Raw genomic sequence first — 25104 nt, 5'->3', positions numbered from 1 at the left:
ACGGAGCTCCCAAGCCATGAAGACGACCCAGGTCGCCACGCTGTTCTGCTGCCTGTTCCTCATCGGCTCGGCCGAGGTGGTGGCGGGCCCGATGATGGGCGCGATGAGCGCCGACCTCGGCGTGCGCTCGAGCGCCATCGCCTACCTGCCGGCCGCCTACGGGCTCGCCTACGGCGCCTTCGCGCTGATCGCCGGGCCGCTGTCGGACCGCTGGGGCCGCCGGCGGCCGCTGCAGGCCGGGCTGCTGGGCTTCGCGCTGCTGAGCGCGGCACTGCCGAGCGCGCCGAGCCTGGCGGTGGCGATCGTGCTGTCGGCGCTGGCCGGACTGTGCGCGGGTCTGATCCAGCCCAATGCGCTGTCGCTGGTGGCCGACGAGTCGCCGCCCGAGCAGATCGGCCGCCGACTGAGCCACGTGTTCGTCGGCCTGATGCTGGCCTTCGTGCTCACGCCGGTGGTGGCCGGCTGGCTGAGCGACACCGCGGGCTGGCGCTCGGCCTACTACACGCTGGCGGCGATGGCCGCGCTGGCCTTTCTCGCGGTGACGCGCACCTTCGTGCAGCGCGTGCCCGCGGCCGCGTCGCACGCGGGCTTCCTCGCCACGCACACGCAGGCGCTGCGCACGCCCGGCGTGCGGCGGCGGCTCGCGGTCAGCTACCTCTGGCTCGGCTGGGTGGCGGGCTTCGGCGCGGTGGTGGCCGAGGTGGCGGCGCGCAAGCTGGTGCTGTCGTCGACCGACACCGGCCTGATCGCCGGCCTGTTCGGCCTGGCCGTGATCGCCGGCAACCTGGCCAGCGGTCGGCTGCAGCGCGCGCTCGGCGAGGCCGCGCTGCCGCTGGCGGCGCTGGCCGCGGCGGCGGGCCTGCTGGGCCTGGCGCTGCCGGTGGGCTCGACCACGCAGCTGGTGCTGCTCGGCCTGCCCTGGGCCTTCGGCTACGGCTGCGCGGGGCCGCTGCACCATGCGCGGCTCAGCGCGCTGTCGGAGCGCTACCGCGGCACCATCAACTCGTACCACGCGAGCCTGCTCAACCTCGGCATCTTCTCGGTCTCGTTCCTGCTCGGCAGCGTGGTGCCGCGCTTTCCGGTCGAGGTGTTCTGCGCGCTGGCCGGCGGCGTGACGCTGGTCGGCGCCTGCCTGCTGCTGCCCTGGCCGTGGCGCAAGGCCGGGGTCGCGACGACCTGAGCGCGGCGACCTGAGCGCGGGGCGGCAGGCCGTGGAAAACCCTGACGCGACTTTTTTTGACCATTCGGATAATTTAGGTCATCATCCGCGCCGTCGCCACGAACGAGGACCACCCCGATGAACCCGGTCACCCTGCGCAGCCGCTTCTGGTCGGACCTGACCAGCGAAGAGTTCTCCCGCCTCGACCGCGAACGGCTGATCGCCGTGCTGCCGGTGGGCGCCACCGAGCAGCACGGTCCGCACCTGCCGATGTCGACCGACACCGCCACCATCGACGGCATGGTGCGCGCCACGCTCCCCCACCTGCCCGACAACCTGCCGGTGCTGTTCCTGCCCACGGTGCCCTACGGCAAGAGCAACGAGCACTCGCGCTACCCGGGCACGCTCACGGTCTCGGCCAGCACGCTGATCGCGATGTGGACCGACATCGGCGCCTGCGTGGCGCGCGCCGGCGTGCGCAAGCTGGTGCTCTACAACAGCCACGGCGGCCAGATGAGCGTGATGGACATCGTGGCGCGCGACCTGCGCGAGGCGCACGGGATGATGGTGGTGGCCGCCAACTGGTACACGCTGGGCCTGCCCGAGGGCCTGTTCACCGCGCACGAGGGCAAGCACGGCATCCACGCCGGCGACCTCGAGAGCTCGGTGATGCTGCACCTCACGCCCGACTACGTGCGCGCCGACCAGTTCCGCAACTTCCACTCGATGACCGAGGACCTCGCGGCCGAGAACAAGTACCTCTCGATCACGCCCAGCGGCAAGCTCGGCTGGCAGATGCACGACATCAACCCGATGGGCGCGGCCGGCGACGCCACCCGCGCCACGGCCGAGAAGGGCGCCGCGGTGCTCGACCACGTGGGCCGGCGCTTCGTCGACCTGCTGCGCGAGGTCGACCGCTTCCCGCTGTCGCGCCTGGCCAACGAGCCCGCCTGGCGCTAGGCTCGCGCCCCGCCACGCCCTCCGGAACACCCCATGGAAAGCACCACGCCATCCACCCCCGATGCCGAAGCGCCGCTGGTCCGGCTGCGCAACGTCGGCAAGCGCTTCGCCAACGGCACGCTCGCGCTGCAGGGCATGTCGCTCGACATCGGCGCGCACGACTTCATCAGCTTCCTCGGCCCCTCGGGCTGCGGCAAGAGCACGGCGCTGCGGCTGATCGCCGGCCTCACGCGCGCCAGCAGCGGCGAGATGGCCTGGACCGGCGGCGCCGCGGCGCGCACCGACCGCGACCTGGGCTTCGTGTTCCAGGAACCGACGCTGATGCCCTGGGCCAAGGTGTTCGACAACGTCTGGCTGCCGCTCAAGCTCGCGGGCATGAAGCGCGATGCCGCCGCGCCCGTGGTGCAGCAGGTGCTCGAGATGGTCGGGCTCTCGCGCTTCGCCGACGTCTATCCGCGCGAGCTCTCGGGCGGCATGAAGATGCGGGTGTCGATCGCGCGCGCGCTGGTCACGCACCCGCGCCTCTTGCTGATGGACGAGCCCTTCGCCGCGCTCGACGAGATGACGCGCATCAAGCTCAACAACGACCTGCTCGCGATCTGGCGCGAGCACCGCTTCTCGGTGGTGTTCGTCACGCACAGCGTCTACGAGTCGGTCTACCTCTCGAACCGCATCGTGGTGATGGCCGCGCGCCCGGGCCGCGTGATCGACGAGATCCGCATCGACGAACCCTACCCGCGCGGCGAGGCCTTCCGCACCTCGAGCCGCTACAACGCGCACTGCACCGCGGTGTCCCAATCCCTGCATGGAGCCCTGCATGGCGTCGACATCGATCACTGAGCCCGCGGTCACCGTTGCTCCCGCCCTGCACGAGGACGACACCGCCACGCCCTCGGCCGACGCCCAGCGCGCGCACGAGGACCGGCAGCGCCGGCGCGAATCGCTGCTGCGCATCGTGGTGCCCGCGGTGGTGGTCGGCGCGCTGCTGCTGCTGTGGGAATGGACCGTGCGCGCCAACAACATCCCGCACTACATCCTGCCCGCGCCCTCGCTGATCCTGAAGACGCTGTTCGACAACTGGGACACGCTGTCGAGCGCGCTGTGGTTCACCGTGCGGCTCACGCTGCTCGCGCTGGCCGCGGCCATCGTCGGCGGCGTGCTGCTGGCGATCGCCTTCGCGCTGTTCAAGTGGGTGGAGATCGGGCTGTTCCCGATCGCCGTGATCCTGCAGGTCACGCCGATCATCGCGATCGCGCCGCTGATCCTGATCTACGTCTCGAGCACCACCGCGGCACTGCTGCTGTGCGCCTGGATCGTGGCCTTCTTCCCGATCCTGTCGAACACGGTGGTGGGCCTCAAGAGCGCCGACAGCAATCTGCGCGACCTGTTCCAGCTCTACAAGGCCTCGCCCTGGCAGACCTTCCGCTACCTGCTCGCGCCCAGCGCGCTGCCCTACTTCATGGCGGGCCTGAAGATCGCGGGCGGCCTGAGCCTGATCGGCGCGGTGGTGGCCGAGTTCACCGCGGGCACGGCCGGCAAGGAAACCGGGCTGGCCTCGCGCATCCTCGAGTCGAGCTTCCGCACCGAGATCCCGATGATGTTCGCGGCGCTGCTCTTGGTGTCGCTGCTCGGGATCGTGATCTTCATCGTCTTCGCCGCGCTCTCGCGCCTGGTGCTGGGCCACTGGCATGAAAGCGAAATGCGCCGTGAACGCTAGGACCTCGCTCGCCCCGGCCATCGACTGGGACGCGGTGCATCGCGACCTCGCGGGCCTGAACCTGGTCACCGCGCCGGGCCAGCGCAAGCAGCTGTCGAAGGACTTCTTCTGGTACAGCCCGATCCTCACGGCGCAGCTCTCGGGCTGCGTGGCCGAGCTGGTCGTGAAGGTCGGCACCGAGGACGACGTGCGCCAGGTCTGCGCCACCGCCGCCAGGTGGAAGCTGCCGCTCACGGTGCGCGCGGGCGGCACCGGCAACTACGGCCAGTGCGTGCCGCTCGAGGGCGGCCTGGTGATGGACGTGACCCAGCTGTGCCGCGTGCTCGACATCGGCGACGGCCGCATGCGCGTGGAGGCCGGCGCGCGCATGCACGACATCGACCTGGCCGCGCGCGAGACCGGCCAGGCGCTGCGCATGTGGCCCTCGACCTGGCACGTGGCCAGCATCGGCGGCTTCATCGCGGGCGGCTTCGGCGGCATCGGCTCGTTCCGCCACGGCATCCTGCGCGACCCCGGCAACCTGCTGCGCGCGCGCGTGATGACGGTGGAGCGCGAGCCGCGCGTGATCGAGCTCGCGGACGACGAGATCCAGCAGGTGCACCATGCCTACGGCACCAACGGCGTGATCCTCGACGTGGAGGTGGCGCTGAGCCCGGCCGTCGACTGGGTGCACTGCACGGTGCTGTTCGAGCGCTACCGCGCGGCGCTCGATTTCGGCATCGCGGCCAGCACGCCCGATCTCGACCTGTTCCTGCTGTCGACCGTGGAGGCGCGCTTCTCGCCCTACTACACGGCGATGGGCGAGCACTTTCCCGCCGACCGGCATGCGGTCTTCACGATGGTGGCGCCCGCGTCGATGGAAGACTTCCGCGCGCTCGCGGCCGCGCACGGCGGCCACATCGCGCTGGCCGGCACCGAGGCCGAGCTGCTCGCGGCCGGCCTGCCGCCGGCCTACGAATGCGCGTTCAACCACACGACGCTGCAGGCGCTCAAGATGGACCGCGGCTGGACCTACCTGCAGGTGGCCTATGCGCAGCCCTTCGATCCCGCGGTGGTCGAGCGCCACCTCGAGATCTTCGGCGACGAGGTGCTGCAGCACCAGGACTTCGCGCGCGCGGGCGGCGAGGCCGGCACCTTCGGCATCCTGCTGGTGCGCTGGACCGGCGAGGCGCGCCAGTACGAGCTGATCCGCGAGATCGAGTCGCAGGGCGGCTGCAAGATCTTCAACCCGCACGTGGTGACCATCGAGGACGGCGGCATGAAGACCATCGACACGCAGCAGATCGAGTTCAAGAAGCGCAGCGACCCGATGGGGCTGATGAACCCCGGCAAGACGCGCGGCTGGACGCCCGACATGGCCACCGAGGGCTGAAAAGATTTAGGCTTCGCGTCCCGTCCTTTTTCCAAGAAACCTCCACAGGAGCACGTCCTCATGCGCATCCCCGCTTTCCGCATCCGCCCGCTCGGCAGCCTGGCCCTCGGCCTGGCGCTGACCGCCGCCGCCTTCGCCGCGCAGGCGCAGGAGAAGGTCGTGTTCGCCACCAACTGGAAGGCGCAGGCCGGCCATGGCGGCTTCTACCAGGCGCTGGTGGACGGCACCTACAAGAAGTACGGCCTCGACGTCGAGATCCAGCAGGGCGGCCCGATGGTCAACAACCGGCCGATGCTGCCGGCCGGCAAGATCGACTTCCTGATGACCGGCAACCTGCTGCAGTCCTTCGACAACGTGAAGAACGGCGTGCCCACGGTGGTGGTCGCGGCCTTCTTCCAGAAGGACCCGCAGGCCATGTTCGCGCATCCGGGCCAGGGCTTCGACAGCTTCAAGGACATGACCAAGGCGCCCGTCGCCTTCATCGGCAAAGACGGCCAGTTCAGCTTCTGGCAGTGGATGAAGTCGGAGCACGGCTTCAAGGATTCGCAGCTCAAGCCCTACACCTTCAACGTGGGCCCGTTCCTGGCCGACAAGAAGTCGATCCAGCAGGGCTACGCGATCTCCGAGCCGCTGTCGATCAAGGCTCAGGCTGGCTTCGACCCGGTGGTGCAGCTGCTGGCCGACAATGGCTTCTCGACTTACTCGACCACCATCGAGACGCGCGCCGACCTCGTGAAGACCAAGCCCGAGACGGTGCGCAAGTTCGTCGAGGCCTCGATCATCGGCTGGAACAACTACCTCTACGGCGACAACAAGGCCGCCAACGAGCTGATCGCCAAGACCAACCCCGACTCGCCCGTGGCCGCGCTGCAGGGCTCGATCGAGCTGATGAAGAAGATGGGCATCGTCGACAGCGGCGAGTCGCTGACCAAGGGCATCGGCGCGATGGACGAGGCGCGCGTGAAGGACTTCTACGACAAGATGGTCAAGGCCGGCCTCTACAAGCCCGGCGAGGTCGACCTGTCGAAGGTGGTCACGACCCAGTTCGTCAACAAGGGCGTGGGCCTGGACGTGCGCAAGAAGCTCACGGGCAAGTAAGCCGCGACCAAGGATCCGATCCACGACCACACCGATTTCTCCGCGGGCCGCGCGGTGCTTGCGCCGGGGTCAGATGCCGGCGCCTGGGATGCCATAAGGCACCGTGCGGCTCTTCATTCCTGGGCTCTGACCCCGTATCGCCGCTGCGTCGGCGAACCGGCCCTTCCATGAAAACGCTCGTCGTTCATTGCCATCCGAACCCTGACAGCTTCAACCACGCGCTCTACCGCACGGCGCTCGCCGCCCTCGAACCCCGCCACCAGGTCCGGGCCATCGACCTGTACGCCGAGGGCTTCGACCCGACGCTGACCCGCGAGGAACGCATCGCGTACCTCGACAACACCCAATTGATCCGCGAACGCGTGCAACCCCACGTCGAAGCGCTGCTGTGGGCCGAGCACCTGGTGTTCGTCTATCCCACCTGGTTCCACGGACCGCCCTCGATGCTCAAGGGCTGGCTGGAGCGGGTGTGGCTGCCCGGCGTGGCTTTCCTGCCGGCCGAGCGCAAGGGCCAGGCCGCGCGCTCGGGCATGCGCCACATCCAGCGCCTCACGGTGGTCACCACGGGCGGCTCGCCGCGCTGGTTCGTGATGGCCATCGGCGACCCCGGGCGGCGGCTGTTCACGCGCGCGCTGCGCGCCCTGTTCGCCTGGCGCTGCAAGGTGACCTGGCTGCAGTTGCACGACATGAACGCCGTGACCGCGCTCGACCGCACGCGCTTCATCGAGCGCGTGGCGCGCAAGCTGCAAACGCTGTGACCACGACCCCAACGATCCGGGAGAAAACACCATGAGCCTCGAACGCACGCTCACCGTCCGCGTGACGCGCATCGCGCGCCAGACGCCCGAAATCCTGGCCTTCGAGCTGGCCCATCCCTGGGGCCGCGCGCTGCCCGGCTACGAAGCCGGCGCACACATCGACGTGCACATGCCCGGCGGCTTCTCGCGCCAGTACTCGCTGGCGCGCGCGCCCTCGGCGGGCACCGTCTCGTCCTACCTGATCGGCGTGAAGCGCGAGGCCGCGAGCCGCGGCGGCTCGGCCTCGATGCACGAGCGCGTGCGCGAGGGCGACCTGCTGCCGATCAGCACGCCGCGCAACACCTTCCCGCTGCAGGCGCAGGCGCGCCACCACCTGCTGCTGGCCGGCGGCATCGGCATGACGCCGCTGCTGGCGATGGCGCAGGCACTGGCCGCGCGCGGCGAGGGCTTCACGCTGTGCGTGTTCGCGCGCGCCGAGGAGCACCTGGCCTTCGCCGAGGCGTTGCGCGATCCGGCGCTGGCGCCGCACGTGCGGCTGCACCTCGACCAGGGCGATGCCTCGCAGCGCATCGACCTGCGCACGCTGCTGGCCGCGCATGCCGGCGCCGCGCATCTCTATGTCTGCGGCCCCGGCGGCTTCATGCAGGCGGTGCGCGACGCGGCGGCCGCCGCGCAGTGGCCCGAGGACGCGATCCACGCCGAGTACTTCGCCGCGCCCACCGATGCCGCCGCCACCGCGGGCCAGCCCTTCGTGCTGCGGCTCGCGCAGCGTGGCATCGTGGTGCCGGTGGCGGCCGACCAGACCGCGGTCGACGCGCTGCACGAGGTCGGCATCGACATCCCGGTGTCGTGCGAGCAGGGCCTGTGCGGCACGTGCGTGGTCGGCGCCGAAGGCGAGGGCGCCGAGCACCGCGACTTCTGCCTCACGGGCAGCGAGCGGCGCCACAAGGTGGCGCTGTGCTGCTCGCGCGCCAAGGGGGCCGAGCTGGTGGTGCAGCTCTGAGACCGCGCATGGCCAGGACCACCGCCGTCGACACCGCCGAGGACGCCGAGGGCCCCGCCACGCGCGGGCGCTCGCGCAAGTACGCGCAGGTGCTCGGCGTGATCAACCAGGCCGCGATCGAGGTGTTCGCGAGCGAGGGCCTGGCCGGCGCCTCGACGCAGGCAATCGCCGACAAGGCCGGGCTCTCGAAGGCGCAGCTGCACTACTACATCGACAGCAAGGAAGCGCTGTACCGGCAGATCCTGCAGGACATCCTCACCGACTGGATCGTGGTCTTCGGCTTCGACGACGAGGCCCTGGGCCCGCGCAAGGTGCTCGGCGACCTGATCCGCCGCAAGATGGCGTTCTCGTTCGAGCACCCGCTGCGCTCGCGCATCTTCACGGCCGAGATGCTGCGCGGCGCGCCGGTGCTCAACAGCCTGATGGACACGAGCAAGCAGCGCACCGACCAGGCGGCCGCCGTGATCCGCAACTGGATGGACCAGGGGCTGATGGACGAGGCCGACCCGATGCTGGTGCTGTTCCACATCTGGGCCGTGACGCAGTTCTATGCCGACCACGCCACGCAGGCCGCGTACTTCCGCAACACCGCGCAGCACGGCGACGCGCAGGACCGCGATTACCTGGTCGAACAGGTGACGGCGTTCCTGTTCAAGGGCGCGGGCGTCAGGTAGCGCGCACCGGCAGGTACATGGTGGCCTCGACCTCCACCAGCACCTCGTCGCCCGGCAGGAAGCGCGACACCTCGACCACCGTGCTGACCGGCGGCTCGCCCGGGTAGAACAGGCCGCGCACGCGGTTGTAGAAGGCGTAGTGCGGCAGGTGGCGGAAGTACTGCACCAGCTTCACCACGTCCTCCATGGTGCCGCCGTGCTCGGCCGCGATCTGGCGGATGCGCTCGAGCACGAACCAGCTCTGCGCCACGATCGGCGCCTCGAACACGTCGACCGACATCTGGCCGGTGGCGTAGCCCAGGCCCTGCAGCGCGCTGCGCCCGGCCTCGGGAATGGCGTCGTAGCCGGCGACCGCGCGGCGCGTGGCCGGGTCGACGGCGACCACGCCGCTCATGTAGACGAAATCGCCGACGCGCTTGGCGGCGGCATAGTTGGCCATCGGCTTGCCCATGCTCATGCGGTGTGCTCCAGGATCCGGCCCGCGCGGATGACGCTGCGGCGGCGGCCGCGCGGGTCGATGAGTTCGTGTTCGTCGGTGGCGGCCAGCACCACCAGGTCGGCCGGACAACCCGCGGCGATGCGACCGTCCCAGGCCAGCCCGAGCGCCTGCGCCGGCGCGAGCGTGATGCTGTCGATCCAGTCGAGCGCCGGCGCGAGGTGCGCCACCTGCACGCCGAGGCCGAAGGTCTCGACGAGGTCGTAGCTGCCGTAGGGATAGAAGGCGTCCTGCACGTTGTCCGTGGCCAGGCTCGCACGCAAGCCGCGTGCCGCCGCCTCGCGGATGCGCGTGATGCCGCGCGGCACCGGCGTGCGGTCCCAGGCGCCCTGCAGGTAGAGGTTGGTGGTGGGCAGCGCGACCAGGTGCAGGCCCGCGCCCGCGCACAGTGCCAGGGTTTCGTGCGCCACGGCATCGTCCTGCACCGAGAGCGAGCAGGCATGGCCGCAGACCACGCGGCCCGCGAAGCCGCGCGCGCGCACCAGCTGCGCGATGGCACGCAGGCCGCTGGCGTCGGCATCGAGGCCCTCGTCGACATGGAAGTCGAGCGACAGCCCGTGCTTGTGCGCGAGCTCGAACACGCGATCGAGCTTGGGCAGCAGGGCCTCGTTGCGGTAGACGAAGGCGCCGAGCGAACCGCCCGCGCGCGCCACCTCGCGCGCGATGCGCTCGCCGGCCTCGGCATCGGCGAACAGGTCGAGCGGGGTGAGCGAGACGAACTGCAGCTCGACGCGGCCGCGCCAGGCTTCGCGCAGCGATTCGAACACCGCGAGCGAGACTGGCGCCTCGGGCTGCACCCAGTCGAGGTGGGTGCGCAGCGCGCGCGTGCCGCTGCGCCAGGCGTCCTCGAGCGCGCGTTCCATGCGCGGGCGCAGCGATTCGGCGGTCCAGCCGGCACGGTGGCCGTTCATGCGCTCGATGGCCGCGAACAGGTTGCCCTGCGCCGCGCCCACGTCCTGCACGGTGTAGTTCTTGTCGATGTGCGCATGCGCGTCGACGCAGGCGCTCAGCACGATGCCGCGCGCCGAATCCTGCCGCGCGCTCGGCGCGACCGAGGCCACGCGGTCGCCGTCCAGCACCAGGTCGAACAGCTCGGCCTCCGACGCGAAGCCGCGCAGCAGCTTCGGGATGCGCAGCGCCTCGAGCTTCACTGCGCCTCGCGCCACGCGCGCAGCCAGCCCAGGCCGGCCGAGGTGCCGCCGGGTTCGCTGCCGCGCCGCGGCCGGTATTCGCAGCCGACCCAGCCCTGCCAGCCGGATTGCGCCGACACCTCGTCGATCACCTGGAACAGGTAGGGATAGTTCTGCTCGCCGATGTCGGGCTCGTGGCGCTCGGGCACGCCGGCGATCTGGATGTGGCCGACGCGGCCGGTGGGCAGGTACTGGCGCAGCTTCATCGCGACGTCGCCTTCGACGATCTGGCAGTGGTAGAGGTCCATCTGCACCTTGAGGTTGGGCGCGCCGATGCTCTCGACGATGGCGTGCGCATGGTCCTGGCGGTTGAGGAAGAAGCGCGGGATGTCGCGCGTGTTGATCGGCTCGATCAGCACGTCGCGCCCGGCCTTCGCGGCCTCCTCGGCGGCCCAGCGCAGGTTGTCGACGTATACCTGCTGCACGGCATCGGCCGTGAGGCCCTCGGGCACCAGCCCGGCCATGACGTGGATGCGCGGGCAGTCGAGCGCGACCGCGTAGTCGATGGCCTTGGCAATGCCTTCACGGAACTCGGCATCGCGCCCCGGCAGGCAGGCCAGGCCGCGTTCTCCGCCCTCCCAGTTGCCGGGCGGGCCGTTGAAGAGCACCTGTTGCAGGCCGTTGTGCCGGAGGCGCGCGACGATGTCCTCCTTGGAGAAGGCATAGGGAAACAGGTACTCGACGGCCTCGAAGCCGTCCTTCGCGGCGGCATCGAAGCGATCGAGGAAGTCCAGCTCGGGATAGAGCATCGAGAGGTTGGCGGCGAAGCGTGGCATGGCGTTGTCTCTTGTAGGTTCTGGCGATTGTGGTCTCGAACGGATTCACCAGCGCGCGCCGAAGGTGACGCGCAGTTCGGCGATCTGTTCGGGCGACAGCGGTGCGGGTGGCGTGGCATGGTCGCGCGTCATGAGGTGGAGCCTGGCGGTCTCCTCGAGTTCCTCGAGCACGGCCATCGCGGCGGCGGGGGTGTCGTGCCACACGTTGGGGCCGAGGCGGTCGAGCATCACGGCGCGGATCGGCACGCCGGCCGCGCCGCGCTGCGCGATGACCTGCGCGACCTCGGCCGCCGCTTCGGGCGCGCCCGGGCGGTGGTAGTGGATGCGCGGCACGTGGCCGACCTTCATCACGAAGTAAGGCGTGAGGGCGGGCAGCAGTTCGTCGCTGGCTCCGCTCAAGGTGAGTGCGACGCAATGGCTGCTGTGGGTGTGGATCACGCAGGCGGTATCGGCATCGAAAGCTCTCGCTGCTTCGTAGATGCGCATGTGCAGCGCGATGGTCTTGCTGGCACGGTCACCACTGATCTGCTGACCTTGCGCGTCGAGCCTCGCGAGCCGCGCGGGGTCGAGGAAACCCAGGCAGGCATCGGTCGGGGTGATGAGGAAGCCACCGTCTTCCAGGCGCACGCTGATGTTGCCGGCCGTGGCGTGGACGTAGCCTCGGTCGAACAGGCTTTTTGCCGTGCGGCAGATTTCTTCTCTTGCTTCTGTTTCGGTCATGGTTTTTGCTGTTTGTTCGGGGCGCGTGCACAGGACAGCGGGTACTTCCCTCCGCGAATGTCCCCCGGCCTTCGGCCTCCTCCTTTATTTCGCTGCGGGAAGCACCCACTGCCCTGTGCACGGAGGCGCTCGGGTTGTGCCGGCCGATCAGACGCTGCGCGTCTGGCGTGCGTCGATGGGGTACTCCCCGCAGCGAAATTAAGGAGGAGCCGAAGGCGGGGGACATTCGCGGAGGGGAGTACCCCATCGGCGCACGCCCGCTCCGACCTTTCAACCCTCTAGGCATCACCCCAACACCGCAAACGCCTTGGTAAAGAAATCATCCCCCCCAAAGTTCCCCGACTTCAAGGCGATATGCACCCCAGTGTCCGGCGCCAACGAGGAACGCGCATGACACCACGGCACCCCCGGATCGATCTGCGGCCCGATCTGCAATTGCGCGATGCCGAGCGCCTGCACACAGGCCCCGGAGGTTTCGCCGCCCGCCACCACGAGCTGGCGCACACCACGCTCGACCAGCCCGCGCGCGATCGCCGCGATGGTGCGCTCGACCATCGCGCCGGCCTCTTCCACGCCCAGTTGGCCTTGTACCGACTTCACGGCACCGGCTTCAGCCGTGGAGTAGACGAGCACCGGTCCCTTGTCGATCAGCGGCGTGGCCCAGGCCAGCGTCTCGGCCGCGACGTCGACACCGGCCGCGATGCGCAGCGGATCGATGGCCAATGCCGCGCCGCCACGCCCGATGAAGTCGAGCACCTGCCGGTTGGTGGCGAGCGAGCAACTGCCCGACACCACTGCCGTGCGGCCGCCGGCCTTCGGCAACGCGCTGGCCTGCGATGAGGGTGCGAGCCCGAAGTTGGCCGGCAGGCCGATGGCGACGCCCGAGCCCGCGGTGACCAGCGGCAGCTTCGCGAGCGCCGGGCCCATGCGCAGCAGGTCGTCGTTCGACACCGCGTCGACGATCGCGATCGACACGCCCTCGGCCTTCAGCTGCGCGATGCGCGCTTCGATGGCTTGCGCGCCGCGCGCCACCACCGCGTGATCGATCAGCCCCACCTTGCGCCGGCACTGCGCCTGCAGCACCCGCACCAGGTTCGGGTCGGTCATCGGCGTCAGCGGATGGTTCTGCATGCCGCTCTCGTTGAGCAGCACCTCGCCCGCGAACAGGTAGCCCTTGAACACCGTGCGCTTGTTGTCGGGAAAGGCCGGCGTGGCGATGGTGAAGTCGCAGCCCAGCGCCTCCATCAGCGCCTCGGTCACCGGGCCGATGTTGCCCTGCGGCGTGCTGTCGAAGGTCGAGCAGTACTTGAAGTAGATTTGTTGCGCGCCCTGCGCCTGCAGCCAGCGCAGCGCCTCGAGCGACTGCGCGCTGGCCTCGGCCGGCGCGATGGTGCGCGACTTGAGCGCGACCACCACCGCATCCACCTCGGCCGCGAGCGGGCCCTCGGGCACGCCGATCGTCTGCACCACGCGCATGCCCGCGCGCACCAGGTTGTTGGCGAGGTCGGTGGCGCCGGTGAAATCGTCGGCGATGCAGCCGAGCAGCAGCTTCGCCATCGCTCAGCCCTTCACCGCGAGCTTGACCGCCTGCGGGTTCTCGCGCACGTAGTCGCGCAGGATCGCATCGAAGCTGGCGTCGGCCTTCAGGCCCAGCGCCTCGGCACGCGCCGCATGCACGCGGCTGGGCCAGCTCGTGACGATCTTCGCGATCGCCGCGTCGGGTTCCCAGTCGATCAGGCTCGTTGCCTCGGTGCCCGCGATGCGCTCGAGCGCCTGCGCCATCTCGCGCACGGTGGTGGTCAGCGCGGGCAGGTTGACCGCTGTGCGTGCACCCCACTCGGTGCCGCTGGCCGTGGCCGCGCGCACGATGCCCGCGATGGTGTTGCCGGGCGAGGCCAGCGCCACCGGCGTGTCGGGCGCGACCGGGCAGCGCGCGCGCTCGCCGGCCAGCGGTTCGCGCAGCATGCCGCTGAGGAAGCTCGAGGCCGCACCGTTGGGCCGGCCGGGACGCACCGACACCGTCATCAGCCGCACGTTGCGGCCCTGCACGAAGCCCTTGCGCGTGAAGTCGGCCACCAGTTGCTCGCCGACGAACTTCTGGATGCCGTAGCTGTTCTGCGGCGTGGGCAGCGTCGTGTCCTCGATCAGCGCCGGCAGCCGCTGCTCGGGCGAATCGCCGAACACCGCGACCGAGCTCGAGAACACGAACACCGGCGCATGGCCCGCGCGGCGCGCGGCCTCGAGCAGCGCGCGCGTGGTGTCGAGGTTGCTGCGCATGCCGAGGTCGAAGTCGGCCTCGCATTCGCCGCTGACGGCGGCCGCCAGGTGGAACACGAGCTGGCTGCCCGCGATCGGCAGCGTGCCGCTCTGCGCCTGCTCGAGCAGGTCGCCCTGCAGGAACTGCACGCGCGCGTCGGCCGCGAGGTCGGCCGGCGGCGCCACGCGGTCGGCCAGCACGATGCGTTCGATGGGTTGCGGCGCGGCGCCGGCCAGTGCCAGCGGTCCCTGGGCGAGCAGCGTGCGCGCGAGGCGCGCGCCGAGGAAGCCGCAGCCGCCGGTGATGAGGATGTTCATGGTCGTCTTGTCTCGGTGGTCGTTCGCAAGTGGGTCAGAGGGCCGGCAGGAAGCGCAGCAGCGCATCGGCCACCGCCTCGGGCGCCTCGCGCTGCGGGAAGTGGCCCACGCCGTCCAGCAGCTCGCGGCGGTAGGGGCCGCTGAAGAAGCGCTCCTTGCCCGCCGAGCTGTCCGGATGATTGCACGCATCGGCCGCGCCGTGCAGCACCAGCGTGGGCACCGACAGCACGGGCGCGGGATCGAGCGCCGCGTCGTCGGCCGCGTAGTGCGGATCGCCGGGCGCGTAGCCCCAGCGATGGCGGTACGAATGCACCACCACGCGGGCCCAGTCCTCGCCCTCGAAGGCAGCGGCCGTGATGTCGAACTCGGCCTCGTCGTACCAGCCGGGCGGGCCCCAGGTGCGCCACATCATGCGCGTGAAGGCGAGACGGTCGTCGTGCACCGTGCGCTCGCCGCGCGGCGTGGCCATGTACCAGTGGTACCAGTAGTTGCGCGCCTGCTCGAGCGGCATCGGCTGGCCCGGCGCGTTGGTGCCGTAGCCCACCGACAGCAGCGCCAGCGCGCTCGCCACGCCGGGGCGCAGCCCGCAGGCATTGGCCACCGCGCGGGCGCCCCAGTCGTGGCCGACCAGCGCGGGGCGCTCGAGCCCCAGCGCATCGATGAAGTCGAGCAGGTCGCGGCCCAGCGCCGAGAGCTGGCCGCTGCGCGGCGTGTCCGCATGCAGGAAGCGCGTGGGCGCGAAGCCGCGCAGCGCGGGCAGCAGCACGCGCCAGCCGGCGGCGGCCAGGCGCGCGGCCACGCCATGCCAGCCGCGCGGGCTGTCGGGCCAGCCGTGCACCAGCACCACGGTGGCGGCGCCGGCGGCGTTCCATTCCTCGTAGCCGATGCGCAGCAGCGGCGTGTCGACGGTCCTGTGTTCGCTCACGAGGCATTTCCTTTCGCGGCCGGCAGTTCGATGCCCGGGAAGATCTTGATCACCGCGCTGTCGTCCTCGCGCGCATGACCCGCGGTCGAGGCCTGCATGAACATCTGGTGCGCGGTCGACGACAGCGGCAGCGGAAACTTGCTCGCGCGCGCCACGTCGAGCACCAGGCCCAGGTCCTTCACGAAGATGTCGACCGCCGACAGCGGCGTGTAGTCGCCCGCGAGCACGTGCGCCATGCGGTTCTCGAACATCCAGCTGTTGCCCGCGCTGTGGGTGATGACCTCGTAGAGCGCGGCCGGGTCCACGCCCTCGCGCAGGCCCAGCGCCATGGCCTCGGCCGCGGCCGCGATGTGCACGCCGGCCAGCAGCTGGTTGATGACCTTCACCTTGCTGCCCGCGCCCGCGCTGTCGCCGAGCCGGTAGACCTTGGCGGCCATCGCGTCGAGCACGCCGCCGGCCCTGGCGTAGGCCGCGGGCGTGCCGGCGGTCATCATCGTCATCTGGCCGCTCGCGGCCTTGGCGGCGCCACCCGAGATCGGCGCGTCGAGGTAGAGCAGGCCGAGCTTCGCGAGCCGCGCCTCGAGCGCCACCGACCAGTTCGGGTCGACCGTCGAGCACATCACGAACAGGCTGCCGGGCTTCATCGAAGCCGCGCAGCCCGGCGTGCCGGCGTCGCCGAACAGCACCGCCTCGGTCTGCTGCGCGTTCACGACGACCGAGATCACGATGTCGCTGGCGGCACCGAGCGCGGCCAGCGTGTCGCAGGCGGTGCCGCCGTCGCGCGCGAAGGCCTGCGCGGCCTCGCGGCGCAGGTCGAACACGTGCGGCGCATGGCCCGCGCGGCGCAGCGATTGCGCCATGCCGGCGCCCATGGCGCCCAGGCCCACGAGGCCGACGACGGGAGGGGAGGAAGTGGTCATGGAAGGAAGGAGCTGGATGATTTGTCAGGTCATCATACAAATTTGAGATGACTTTGTCTCGCACCGAATTCCGGCCCGCCCCTCAGGAGGCCTTCTTGCGCCGCCCCTTGCCGGCCGCGCCGCTCTCCTGCAGCCCCTCGACCAGCGGCCGCGCGAGCTGCGCGCCCTCCTGCTGCCAGAAGGCCGGGTCGGCCTGCTCGATGCGGCGGATCGCGTTGTCCATGTGGGTCTTGGCGGCCTCGCGCGCGCGCAGCGCATCGCCGGCCTCGATCGCCTCGACGATGCGCGCATGCTCCTGCGCCACCTCGCGCGCGAAGTCGGCGCGGCGCGCCTCGTTGGCACGCGTGACGCGGGTGGCGCCGTGCAGGAACTGCCGCAGGTACTGCAGGGTGCCGATCAGGAACGGGTTGCGCGCCGCCTCGGCGATGGCGCGGTGGAAGCGCACGTCCTCCTCGGCGCCGTTGCCGCCCACGGCCACGGCCGCATGCAGCGCCGCGATCGCGTCGCGGATGCGCCGCACGTCCTCGGCCGTGCGGCGCTCGGCCGCCAGCGCCGCCACCTCGGCCTCGAGCGCGCGGCGCAGCTCGACTATCTGGATCACCGCCTCGCGCGAGGCCACGTGCGGCATCTCGAAGCGCAACGGCTCGACCCCGGCCGCGCGCACATACACGCCGCTGCCCTGGCGCGAGTCGACCAGCCCGAGCGACTTGAGCCGCGACACCGCCTCGCGCACCACCGTGCGGCTGACACCGAACTGCTCGGCCAGCGCGGACTCGGTCGGCAGCCGGTCGCCCTCGGACAAGCGCCCGCTGCGCACCTCGGCCGCCAGCGCATCGGCCACCTGGTCGGCCAGGCGGACGGCGGGGGCGAGCGATTGGAAGCGGGCGGTCATGAATGGGCTGCGACTCTAACGCAGGCCCCCATGCCGTTCCTCCTAGGCGCGTTCGACCACCGGCCGCGCGTTGAGCCACAACAGCGTCAACGCAAACGCCAGCAGCGGCAGCATCGCGAGGTTGATCGCGGTCCAGCCCACGCCCGCGAGCAGCGCGCCCGAGCCGAAGGACATCAGCACGGCCGTGGTGCCGTTGCTGAGTTCCATCAGCGCCTGTGCGGGTCCGCGCTCGTGCTCGGCATGGGCCTCGGCCAGCAGCGTGGTGCCGGCGATCAGCATCAGGTTCCAGCCCAGGCCCAGCAGCAGCGAGCTCGCGAGGAAGTGCGCGAAGTCCTGGCCCGAGAGCGCGACCGCGGCGCTGGTCGCGAGGATCGCCGAGCCCAGCATCGCGACGCGGCGGCTGCCCCAGCGGTCGACCAGCGCGCCGGCGAAGAAGGCCGGCGCGAACATGCCGAGCACGTGCCACTGGATCACCTGCGCGGCCGCGGCGGCGGAGAAGCCGCAGAAGTCCATCGCGAGCGGGGTCGCGTTCATCGCCAGCACCATGAGGCCGTGGCCGATGGCGGTCATGAGGATGGCGGCGCGCAGCATCGGCCGCGCGAGCAGCGCGCGCATCTGGGCCCAGCCGCGCGCCACGGCCGGCGGCGCGGCGCCTTCGCGCAGCCTCGACATGGCGACCACGCCGCACAGCGCGAGCACCGCGATCGCGAGGTAGGCGCCCGCGAAGGGCACGGGCAGTGCATTGCGCGTCCAGACCGCGATGGCGGGCGCGAACACCGCCGCGCAGACGCCGCCGCCGACCACCAGCGCGGCGGCGCGGCCCTTGTGGCGCGGCTCGACGGCCTCGAGCGCGGCATAGCGGTAGAAGCCGGCCGAGGCCTGGTAGCCGCCGATGCAGGCGGCGCCGAGGCAGAACACCGCGAAGCTGCCGAGCCCCAGGCCCGTCGCGCAGACCAGCCCGCCCACCACGCCGAGCAGCGCGCCGCCCATCAGGCCGCGGCGGCGGCCGCGCCGCTGCATGAACATCGACAGCGGCGACACGGCCGCGAGGTTGCCGAGCACCAGCAGCGCGAGCGGCAGGGTGGCCAGCGCGGGCCAGGGCGCGAGCCGCAGGCCCGCGACCGAGGTCAGCGTGATGCCGATGATCGAGCACGACCAGTAGAGCGCCTGGCCGAGGAACAGCAGCCGGATCGCGGGGTTGCGCAGCAGCTGCATCGTTCAGCCCCCGGCGCGCGGCGCGCCCGCGCCGAAGCGCTCGGCGAAGGCCTGCGGACTCACGGCCAGGTGCTTGTGGAAGCTGCGCCGCAGTGTCTCGGGATGGCCGAAGCCGCACAGCCGCGCCACGGTCGACACCGAGGTCTGCGCATGGGCCAGCAAGGCCGAGGCGGCCTCGACGCGCACGCGCTCGACGTAGTGGCCGGGCGTCATGCCGAGCTCGCGCCGGAACACGCGGCTCAGGGTGCGCGGCGGCATGCAGGCGCGCTCGGCCAGCACCTCGAGCGAGAGGTCGCCCGCGAGCTGGCCCGGGATCCATTCGAGCAGCGACGACAGCCGCGGCGCATGCGTGGCCTCGGGCGCGAGGAAGCGGCTGAACTGCGCCTGCCCGCCGGGCCGGCGCAGGAACATCACGAGCCGGCGCGCCACCGCCAGCGCGATCGCGCGGCCGAGGTCGTGCTCGACCAGCGCCAGCGCGAGATCGATGCCGGTAGTGACGCCGGCCGAGGTAAAGACATGGCCGTCGCCCTCGCGGCCGCTCGGGTCGTAGGTGTGGAGCCGGTCGGCCGCCACCTCGACCGCGGGATGGCGCGTGCGCAGCGCCTCGACGCTGTCCCAGTGGGTGGTGGCGAGGCGGCCATCGAGCAGGCCGGCCTGCGCGAGGATCAGCGCGCCCGAGCAGACCGAGCCGAGCCGGCGCACGCGCGGCTCGGCGCGCTGCAGCCAGGCCAGCAGCGGCGCGTTGCGCAACTGGGCTTCGGCGCCCCAGCCGCCGGGCACGAGCACGGTGTCGAAGCGCGCCGGGTCCTGGTCCTCGCGCGCGGCCTCGGCCAGCAGCGAGAAGCCGGCCGAGCAGGCCACCGGCCCCACCGCGTCGGCCAGCAGGTGCAGCGAATAGCCGGCCGGTCGGCCCTGGCGCTGCAGCTCGACGTTGGCCGAGGCGAACACCTGCAGCGGACCGGTGACGTCCAGCACCTGGACATCGGGGTAGATCGTGCAGGCGATGGCGCGCGGTGTTTGCATGCGGGCAGTGTCATGCGCGCCGCGCTTGGCCGCAACGACAACGACCCCACGGATCCGGCCACTTCCGGCGTGGCCGGCCGGTGTGGCGGGATCAGCCCAGCGCGTGCCGCGCGGCCTTCGCGATGCTCTGCGCGTCGACGCCGAAGAAGCCGCGCAGCGCGGCGCGCGTGTCGCTGCGGCCGAAGCCATCGGTGCCCAGCGTGAGGTAGCGGCGGCCCATGGGCAGGAAGGCGCGGATGCTCTCGGGCACGGCGCGCACGTAGTCGGTGGCGGCGACGATCGGCGCCTTGCCCTGGCCGAGCTGGCGTGCGACGAAGGATTCGCCCGCCTGCTCGCCCGCGTCCTCGCCAGCGATGGCGCGCTGCTCGCAGGCCAGGCCGTCGCGCGCGAGCTCGCTCCAGCTCGTGACGCTGAACACCTCGGCCTCGATGCCCTCGTCGGCCAGCAGCTGCGCGGCCTTCACGACCTCGGTGAGGATCGCGCCCGAACCCATCAGCGTGACCTTCTTCTTCGCCTTGCCCGAGGCCGGCGCGTAAGTGCCGAAGCGGTAGCAGCCGCGCAGGATGTCGGCCTCGGCGCCCGCGGGCACGTCGGGCTGCGCGTAGTTCTCGTTCATCAGCGTGACGTAATAGAACACGTCCTGCTGCTCGACCATCATCTCGCGGATGCCCGCGTCGACGATCACCGCCATCTCGCCCGCGTAGGCCGGGTCGTAGGCCTTGCAGTTGGGAATGGTGGCGGCCACGAGGTGGCTGCTGCCGTCCTGGTGCTGCAGGCCCTCGCCGCCGAGCGTGGTGCGCCCCGAGGTGGCGCCGAGCAGGAAGCCGCGCGCGCGCTGGTCGGCTGCGGCCCAGATCGCGTCGCCCACGCGCTGGAAGCCGAACATCGAGTAGTAGATGTAGAACGGCAGCATCGCCAGGCCGTGCACGCTGTAGCTGGTGGCCGCGGCGGTCCAGCTCGCGATGGCGCCGGCCTCGCTGATGCCTTCCTCGAGGATCTGGCCGTCGGTGGCCTCGCGGTAGCTCAGCACCGAGCCGATGTCCTCGGGCGCGTAGCGCTGGCCCACGCTCGAATAGATGCCGACCTGCTTGAACAGGTTCGCCATGCCGAAGGTGCGCGCCTCGTCGGCCACGATCGGCACGATGCGCGGGCCCAGCGCCTTGTCCTTGAGCAGGTTGCCCAGCAGGCGCACGAAGGCCATGGTGGTGCTCATCTCCTTGCCGGCGGCCGCGACCGCGAACTGCGCGTAGTTCGCGAGGTCGGGCTTGGCCACGGGCTCGCAGGCGGTTTCGCGGCGCGGCATGGCGCCGCCGAGCGCCTCGCGGTGCTGGCGCAGGTAGCGCATCTCGGCGCTGTCCTCGGCCGGGCGGTAGAAGTCCATGGCGGCCGCCTGCGCGTCGCTCAGCGGCAGGTCGAAGCGGTCGCGGAACTCGATCAGGTCGACCTCGCCCATCTTCTTGTGCGAGTGCGTGGTCATCTTGCCCTGGGCCGCGCTGCCCATGCCGTAGCCCTTCTTGGTGTGGGCCAGGATCACGGTGGGCCGGCCCTTGTGGGCGGCCGCCGCGGCATAGGCGGCATGGATCTTCACGAGGTCGTGGCCGCCACGCTTGAGGCGGTCGATCTGCTCGTCGGTCATGCCCTCGGCCAGGCGCGCGAGCTCGGGGTTCTGGCCGAAGAAGTTGTCGCGGTTGAAGCGGCCGTCCTTGGCCGCGAAGGTCTGCATCTGGCCGTCGACGGTGGCGGCGAAGGCGCGCGCCAGCGCACCGCTGGTGTCGCGCGCGAACAGGCCGTCCCAGTCGCTGCCCCAGACCAGCTTGATCACGTTCCAGCCGGCGCCCGCGAACAGCTTCTCGAGCTCGTCGATGATGCGGCCGTTGCCGCGCACCGGGCCGTCGAGGCGCTGCAGGTTGCAGTTGACCACCCACACGAGGTTGTCGAGCTTCTCGCGCGCGGCCAGGGTCAGCGCGCTCATCGATTCGGGCTCGTCCATCTCGCCGTCGCCGAACACGCCCCAGACCTTGCGACCCTCGCAGTTCAGCAGGTTGCGGTGCGAGAGATAGCGCATGAAGCGCGCGTGGTAGATCGAGCTGATCGGGCCGATGCCCATCGAGCCGGTGGGGAACTGCCAGAAGTCCGGCATCAGGTAGGGATGCGGGTAGCTGCACAGGCCGCGCGCGCCGCTGCCGTCGACGAAGGCGGGCGCCGTGAGTTCCTGGCGGTAGTGCGCAAGGTCGCCTTCGCTCAGGCGCCCCTCGAGGTAGGCGCGTGCATAGACGCCCGGCGCGCTGTGCGGCTGGAAGAACACGAGGTCGCCGCCATGGGCCGCGCTGCGCGCATGGAAGAAATGGTTGAAGCCGGTCTCGAACAGGTCGGCCGCGCTCGCATAGCTCGCGATGTGGCCGCCGAGCTCGCCGTAGGCCTGGTTGGCCTTGGCCACCATCGCGAGCGCGTTCCAGCGCATCAGCGAGGCCAGCTTCTCCTCGACGGCGAGGTCGCCCGGGAACGGCGGCTGGTCCTCGGCCGCGATGGTATTGACGTATGGCGTCGACAGCTCCGGCTGCCAGCCGATGCGCTGCTGGCGCGCGAGCCGCGCCAGTTCGTCGAGCATCTGGCGCGCGCGCTGCGGGCCATGGACCTGCGCCAGCGCGAGGAAGGACTCGCGCCATTCGGCGGTCTCGGCGGGATCGGGGTCGTGCGACAGCGCTGCCTCGTCGAGCAGCAGGGCACGGATCTGGTCGGCGGAAATCGGGGCGTTCATGCCGGCACTTTAAGCCGCCATGAAAAGAATTGGCTACTGCTGCAGCCCGCAGCTTGACTGCTCGCCAGCATAAAATTCCGCCAATCCTTCAGATCACGGCATTTCATGCAACTCGACGCCATCGACCTGCGCATCCTCGACGAATTGCAGCGCGACGGCGCGTTGTCGAACGTGGAACTCGCACGCCGCGTGCACCTGTCGCCCTCGCCCTGCCTCGCGCGCGTGAAGCTGCTCGAGACCGAGGGCGTGATCGACCGCTACGTGGCGCTCGCGAGCGCCAAGGCGCTGGGCCTGGGCCTCAACGTGTTCATCTCGATCAGCCTCACGACGCAGAGCAAGCAGTCGCTGGCCGACTTCGAGCAGCGCATCGCCGAGCACGACGAGGTGATGGAGTGCTACCTGATGACCGGCGACAGCGACTACCTGATCCGCATCGCGGTGGCGGACATGGCGGCGCTCGAAAAATTCATCCTCGAGCAGCTCACGCCGATCCCGGGGATCGAGAAGATCCGCTCGAGCTTTGCGCTCAAGCAGGTGCGATACAAGACGGCGCTGCCGTTGCCGACAGCGCCGTCCTGAGTCGGTCTGCAAGCCGGGTGGAGCACCCGGCTTCGGACCTTGCTTACTTCGAGAGCTTCAGCTGGATCGGGTCGGCCGTGAGGTAGCCGACGGCCGCCGCGTAGCGTTCCTTGTAGTTCGCGCGCACGTACGGATCGAGCGTGGCCTGGACCTTCGAGTGGATGCCGCCCCAGTCGCCCGGGTGCTGGAAGTTGCTCATGATGTAGGTCCAGCCGTTGATCTCGTCCACGGCATGCAGGCCGGTCGACTCGCCGCCCGCGGGGATCGACATGATGCGCGCCAGCTTCTTGGTGTCGATGTTGTACGCCCACAGGAAGTTGTTGACGTGGCTGCTGCTGTCCTCGCCGATGAACAGCGTGCGCATCTTCTCGGAGAACTTCAGGTTGTCGGGGTTGCCGATGATGTCCGGGTTCGAGGTGTTGCCCAGCGGGTCGGACGCGATGTCCTCGCCCACGATCAGCGCGCGGGTCTGGGTCGGCACCCATTCGCTGACGATCGCGGCGCCATCGCCGTCCTTCTGGCCGCCCGCGAGGTTGTGGGCCATCACGCCACCCGCGCTGAGCTTCTTCGGCAGCGCGATGTTGGTGGCGGCGGTCCAGCCCTTGCCGCCGCTGACCATCGAGTCCTGGATGTTCTGCAGTGCCGAGTAGGCGACCTTGTCCTTGATGTTGACGGTCGTGCCTTCCATCTTGGTGAAGGCCATGCTCGCGCCCTTGAGGTTGGCGTAGCGGTGGGTCTCGAGGAAGGCGGCGGCCTTCTCCATGCCCGGCTTCAGACGAACCCAGTTGGCCTTGCCGTCGCAGTACATCAGCGTGTAGCTGGCGTCGACCGGCGTCGCCGGGGTCAGCGGCGTGGCGTCGTTGCTGCCGTTCTGCAGGGCGTACACCACGTCGAGGATGTCAGAGGCCTTGAGCGTGTTGGCCAGGGCTTCGATCTCGGCGCTGGTGGCGTGGCCGAGCTTGATCCACGACATCTTCGTGGCGGCGGCGGCCGGGTCGATCGAGTAGCCCGCGTCGTACCTGGCGACGTAGAGCGTGCCGGCCGAGAGGTCCTTCTCCTTGTCGGCCACGAACATGAAGAAGCCGCCGTTGGTGTAGTCGTCGCCCATGATGGCGGTGCGCTGGTCGGGCATGACCTGGATCAGCTCGTGCGAGATGCGGCCCAGGCAGTAGTGCTTCTTCACGCTGCCGGTGCCGTCGGCATTGACGGTGATTTCGGGCAAGTGACCGTAGTGGTAGGGGTTGGCCGTGGTCTCGTCGCCGAACACGTTCTTGCTGTAGGCCTTGAACATCGTGTTGGTGGAGATGCTGGCAGCGTCGGGCTCGTACTCCTCGCTCGACAGGTGGGTACCCCAGGGCGAGAGGCTCGCGCCGCAGGTGATCCACAGGCCGTGCGCGCTCGACATGTCGACGTTGTGGTACTTCACCAGGCTGAGCTTGCCGGTGGTCTGGTCCTGGTCGAGCGTGAGCACCGCGATCGGCGAGGGCAGCGTGCCGTAGGTGTTGCCGCCGGCGAGGTCGCGCGTGGTGTATTCGAACTGGACCACGGCGAACACCGGCTTGCCCTTGACGCCGTCGACCTTGGCATTCGGCACGGTCAGCAGCGAGGTGCCGTCGGGGCTGTCGGAATAGAACTGGCGCGTGTTGATCGGCACCGATTTGTCGAGGATCGGCTGGTTCTTGATGTCGTAGTAGCCGCCGGCCAGGATCCGGCCGCCCTTGCCGTCCGGCACGAGGTCGCCGGTCAGGAAGAAGGGCTGGTAGGCGAGGCGGTATTCGGTCGAGCTGCCGTTGTCGAACGAGATCTTGAGCGTGGAGCCGACCGTGGTGGTGGCCATGGCGGCCGGGTCGGCCAGCGTGGGCGCGGCCATGCCGGTGAATTCGGCGGACTTGAACTGCGCGGCCGGAGCCGGTGCTGGTGCAGGCGCGGGTGCCGGAGGAACGATGGGCAGGAAGCCGTTGCCGCCTCCGCCACCGCCGCAGGCGGTCAGGAAGGCAACGCCGCCGAGCGGCAGCATCGGTGCTGCGCTCAGCAGCTTGAGGGCGTGGCGGCGCGAGGCGCCGGACTGCGCCTTGGTGGAATCGGACATGGATTTCTCCCGAGTTGTCGTGGGGTGTCGTGGGATGACCGTGCAGCCTCTGTTTCTCTCCGCTGCCGGTCAGTCGCGAACCTTAGTTAACTACTGTGACGACGACGTGCATCGCACATGACAAGGCCATGACACCGCGCACGCGGATGTGATGACATCCGCGTGTCACTCCCACTCGGGAGCCCCATCCGCGGACCGGCGAGGCC

Annotated in this window: 23 protein-coding genes; 10 read left to right on the top strand and 13 right to left on the bottom strand. The window is 70.4% G+C overall.

The annotated features are described in order from the left end of the window. The first annotated feature begins 16 nt into the window (after positions 1 to 16). From AC07RV_RS16340 to AC07RV_RS16300, 9 genes are all read left to right on the top strand, one after another. Positions 17 to 1180, top strand: coding sequence for an MFS transporter (locus AC07RV_RS16340; protein WP_296774980.1), 1164 nt, complete (start codon positions 17 to 19; stop codon positions 1178 to 1180). Between the two features lie 117 nt (positions 1181 to 1297). Then, the gene (locus tag AC07RV_RS16335) at positions 1298 to 2119 is read left to right on the top strand and encodes a creatininase family protein (protein ID WP_296774975.1); all 822 of its coding nucleotides are present in this window, start codon (positions 1298 to 1300) and stop codon (positions 2117 to 2119) included. Positions 2120 to 2152: 33 nt separating this feature from the next. Continuing rightward, on the top strand, positions 2153 to 2959 hold the full coding sequence (locus AC07RV_RS16330; protein WP_093351340.1) for an ABC transporter ATP-binding protein: 807 nt from the start codon (positions 2153 to 2155) through the stop codon (positions 2957 to 2959). Beyond that, complete coding sequence (locus AC07RV_RS16325; RefSeq protein ID WP_296774973.1) at positions 2937 to 3836, top strand: ABC transporter permease; 900 nt, start codon at positions 2937 to 2939, stop codon at positions 3834 to 3836. The genes AC07RV_RS16330 and AC07RV_RS16325 overlap by 23 nt, the downstream gene beginning before the upstream one ends. Next, entirely contained in the window at positions 3808 to 5208 is a 1401-nt protein-coding gene (locus tag AC07RV_RS16320) for an FAD-binding oxidoreductase (RefSeq protein WP_296774970.1), read from the top strand. The genes AC07RV_RS16325 and AC07RV_RS16320 overlap by 29 nt, the downstream gene beginning before the upstream one ends. Before the next feature lie 60 nt (positions 5209 to 5268). Further along, positions 5269 to 6306 (top strand): ABC transporter substrate-binding protein, encoded by a 1038-nt coding sequence (locus tag AC07RV_RS16315; RefSeq protein ID WP_209541365.1) that lies wholly within the window; start codon positions 5269 to 5271, stop codon positions 6304 to 6306. A gap of 167 nt (positions 6307 to 6473) precedes the next feature. Beyond that, a complete protein-coding gene (locus AC07RV_RS16310) occupies positions 6474 to 7064 on the top strand; it encodes an NAD(P)H-dependent oxidoreductase (RefSeq protein ID WP_057595873.1) in 591 nt (196 codons plus the stop codon). Positions 7065 to 7095: 31 nt separating this feature from the next. Beyond that, the gene (locus AC07RV_RS16305) at positions 7096 to 8067 is read left to right on the top strand and encodes a PDR/VanB family oxidoreductase (RefSeq protein WP_296774967.1); all 972 of its coding nucleotides are present in this window, start codon (positions 7096 to 7098) and stop codon (positions 8065 to 8067) included. Positions 8068 to 8075: 8 nt separating this feature from the next. Then, complete coding sequence (locus tag AC07RV_RS16300) at positions 8076 to 8741, top strand: TetR family transcriptional regulator C-terminal domain-containing protein (RefSeq protein ID WP_296774963.1); 666 nt, start codon at positions 8076 to 8078, stop codon at positions 8739 to 8741. On the opposite strand, the gene AC07RV_RS16295 is transcribed toward AC07RV_RS16300, so the two are convergent. The 12 genes from AC07RV_RS16295 to mdeB form a co-directional block, all read right to left on the bottom strand. Next, the gene (locus AC07RV_RS16295; RefSeq protein ID WP_057595876.1) at positions 8734 to 9198 is read right to left on the bottom strand and encodes a RidA family protein; all 465 of its coding nucleotides are present in this window, start codon (positions 9196 to 9198) and stop codon (positions 8734 to 8736) included. The two genes, AC07RV_RS16300 and AC07RV_RS16295, sit on opposite strands and share 8 nt — an antisense overlap. Further along, on the bottom strand, positions 9195 to 10403 hold the full coding sequence (locus AC07RV_RS16290) for an amidohydrolase family protein (protein WP_296774960.1): 1209 nt from the start codon (positions 10401 to 10403) through the stop codon (positions 9195 to 9197). Before AC07RV_RS16290 ends, AC07RV_RS16295 begins: the two co-directional genes overlap by 4 nt. After that, the gene (gene otnI, locus AC07RV_RS16285) at positions 10385 to 11203 is read right to left on the bottom strand and encodes a 2-oxo-tetronate isomerase (RefSeq protein ID WP_296774957.1); all 819 of its coding nucleotides are present in this window, start codon (positions 11201 to 11203) and stop codon (positions 10385 to 10387) included. Before otnI ends, AC07RV_RS16290 begins: the two co-directional genes overlap by 19 nt. A 45-nt stretch (positions 11204 to 11248) precedes the next feature. Then, the gene (locus tag AC07RV_RS16280) at positions 11249 to 11923 is read right to left on the bottom strand and encodes a class II aldolase/adducin family protein (protein ID WP_296774954.1); all 675 of its coding nucleotides are present in this window, start codon (positions 11921 to 11923) and stop codon (positions 11249 to 11251) included. Positions 11924 to 12208: 285 nt separating this feature from the next. Then, positions 12209 to 13480 carry a 3-oxo-tetronate kinase gene (gene otnK, locus AC07RV_RS16275; protein WP_296774952.1) on the bottom strand — a complete coding sequence of 424 codons (1272 nt, stop codon included), beginning with the start codon at positions 13478 to 13480 and terminating at the stop codon, positions 12209 to 12211. Positions 13481 to 13483: 3 nt separating this feature from the next. Then, entirely contained in the window at positions 13484 to 14497 is a 1014-nt protein-coding gene (denD, locus tag AC07RV_RS16270; RefSeq protein ID WP_296774950.1) for a D-erythronate dehydrogenase, read from the bottom strand. A gap of 34 nt (positions 14498 to 14531) precedes the next feature. Then, entirely contained in the window at positions 14532 to 15422 is an 891-nt protein-coding gene (locus tag AC07RV_RS16265) for an alpha/beta fold hydrolase (protein WP_472922536.1), read from the bottom strand. Next, positions 15419 to 16342 (bottom strand): L-threonate dehydrogenase, encoded by a 924-nt coding sequence (ltnD, locus tag AC07RV_RS16260; protein ID WP_296774947.1) that lies wholly within the window; start codon positions 16340 to 16342, stop codon positions 15419 to 15421. The genes AC07RV_RS16265 and ltnD overlap by 4 nt, the downstream gene beginning before the upstream one ends. Positions 16343 to 16424: 82 nt before the next feature. Next, positions 16425 to 17234: a FadR/GntR family transcriptional regulator gene (locus tag AC07RV_RS16255; RefSeq protein WP_296774945.1), complete on the bottom strand. Its 810-nt coding sequence runs from the start codon at positions 17232 to 17234 to the stop codon at positions 16425 to 16427. 42 nt (positions 17235 to 17276) lie between these two features. Beyond that, positions 17277 to 18449, bottom strand: a complete 1173-nt coding sequence (locus tag AC07RV_RS16250; protein ID WP_296774943.1) for an MFS transporter — start codon at positions 18447 to 18449, stop codon at positions 17277 to 17279. 3 nt (positions 18450 to 18452) lie between these two features. Beyond that, the gene (locus AC07RV_RS16245) at positions 18453 to 19472 is read right to left on the bottom strand and encodes a GlxA family transcriptional regulator (protein ID WP_296774941.1); all 1020 of its coding nucleotides are present in this window, start codon (positions 19470 to 19472) and stop codon (positions 18453 to 18455) included. Between the two features lie 91 nt (positions 19473 to 19563). Then, positions 19564 to 22230: an alpha-ketoglutarate dehydrogenase gene (mdeB, locus tag AC07RV_RS16240; protein ID WP_296774939.1), complete on the bottom strand. Its 2667-nt coding sequence runs from the start codon at positions 22228 to 22230 to the stop codon at positions 19564 to 19566. 105 nt (positions 22231 to 22335) lie between these two features. Between mdeB and AC07RV_RS16235 the strand changes: the two genes are divergently transcribed. Next, positions 22336 to 22809: an Lrp/AsnC family transcriptional regulator gene (locus tag AC07RV_RS16235; RefSeq protein WP_057595886.1), complete on the top strand. Its 474-nt coding sequence runs from the start codon at positions 22336 to 22338 to the stop codon at positions 22807 to 22809. Between the two features lie 43 nt (positions 22810 to 22852). Here the strand turns inward: AC07RV_RS16235 and AC07RV_RS16230 are convergent, their stop codons facing one another. Next, positions 22853 to 24898, bottom strand: a complete 2046-nt coding sequence (locus tag AC07RV_RS16230) for a PhoX family protein (RefSeq protein ID WP_296774937.1) — start codon at positions 24896 to 24898, stop codon at positions 22853 to 22855. Positions 24899 to 25104 lie beyond the last annotated feature (206 nt).

This window comes from Variovorax sp. GW821-FHT09B01, assembly GCF_059418345.1.
Note: the sequence above shows the minus strand (reverse complement) of the source record. Positions and strands in the feature narration are given on the sequence as shown.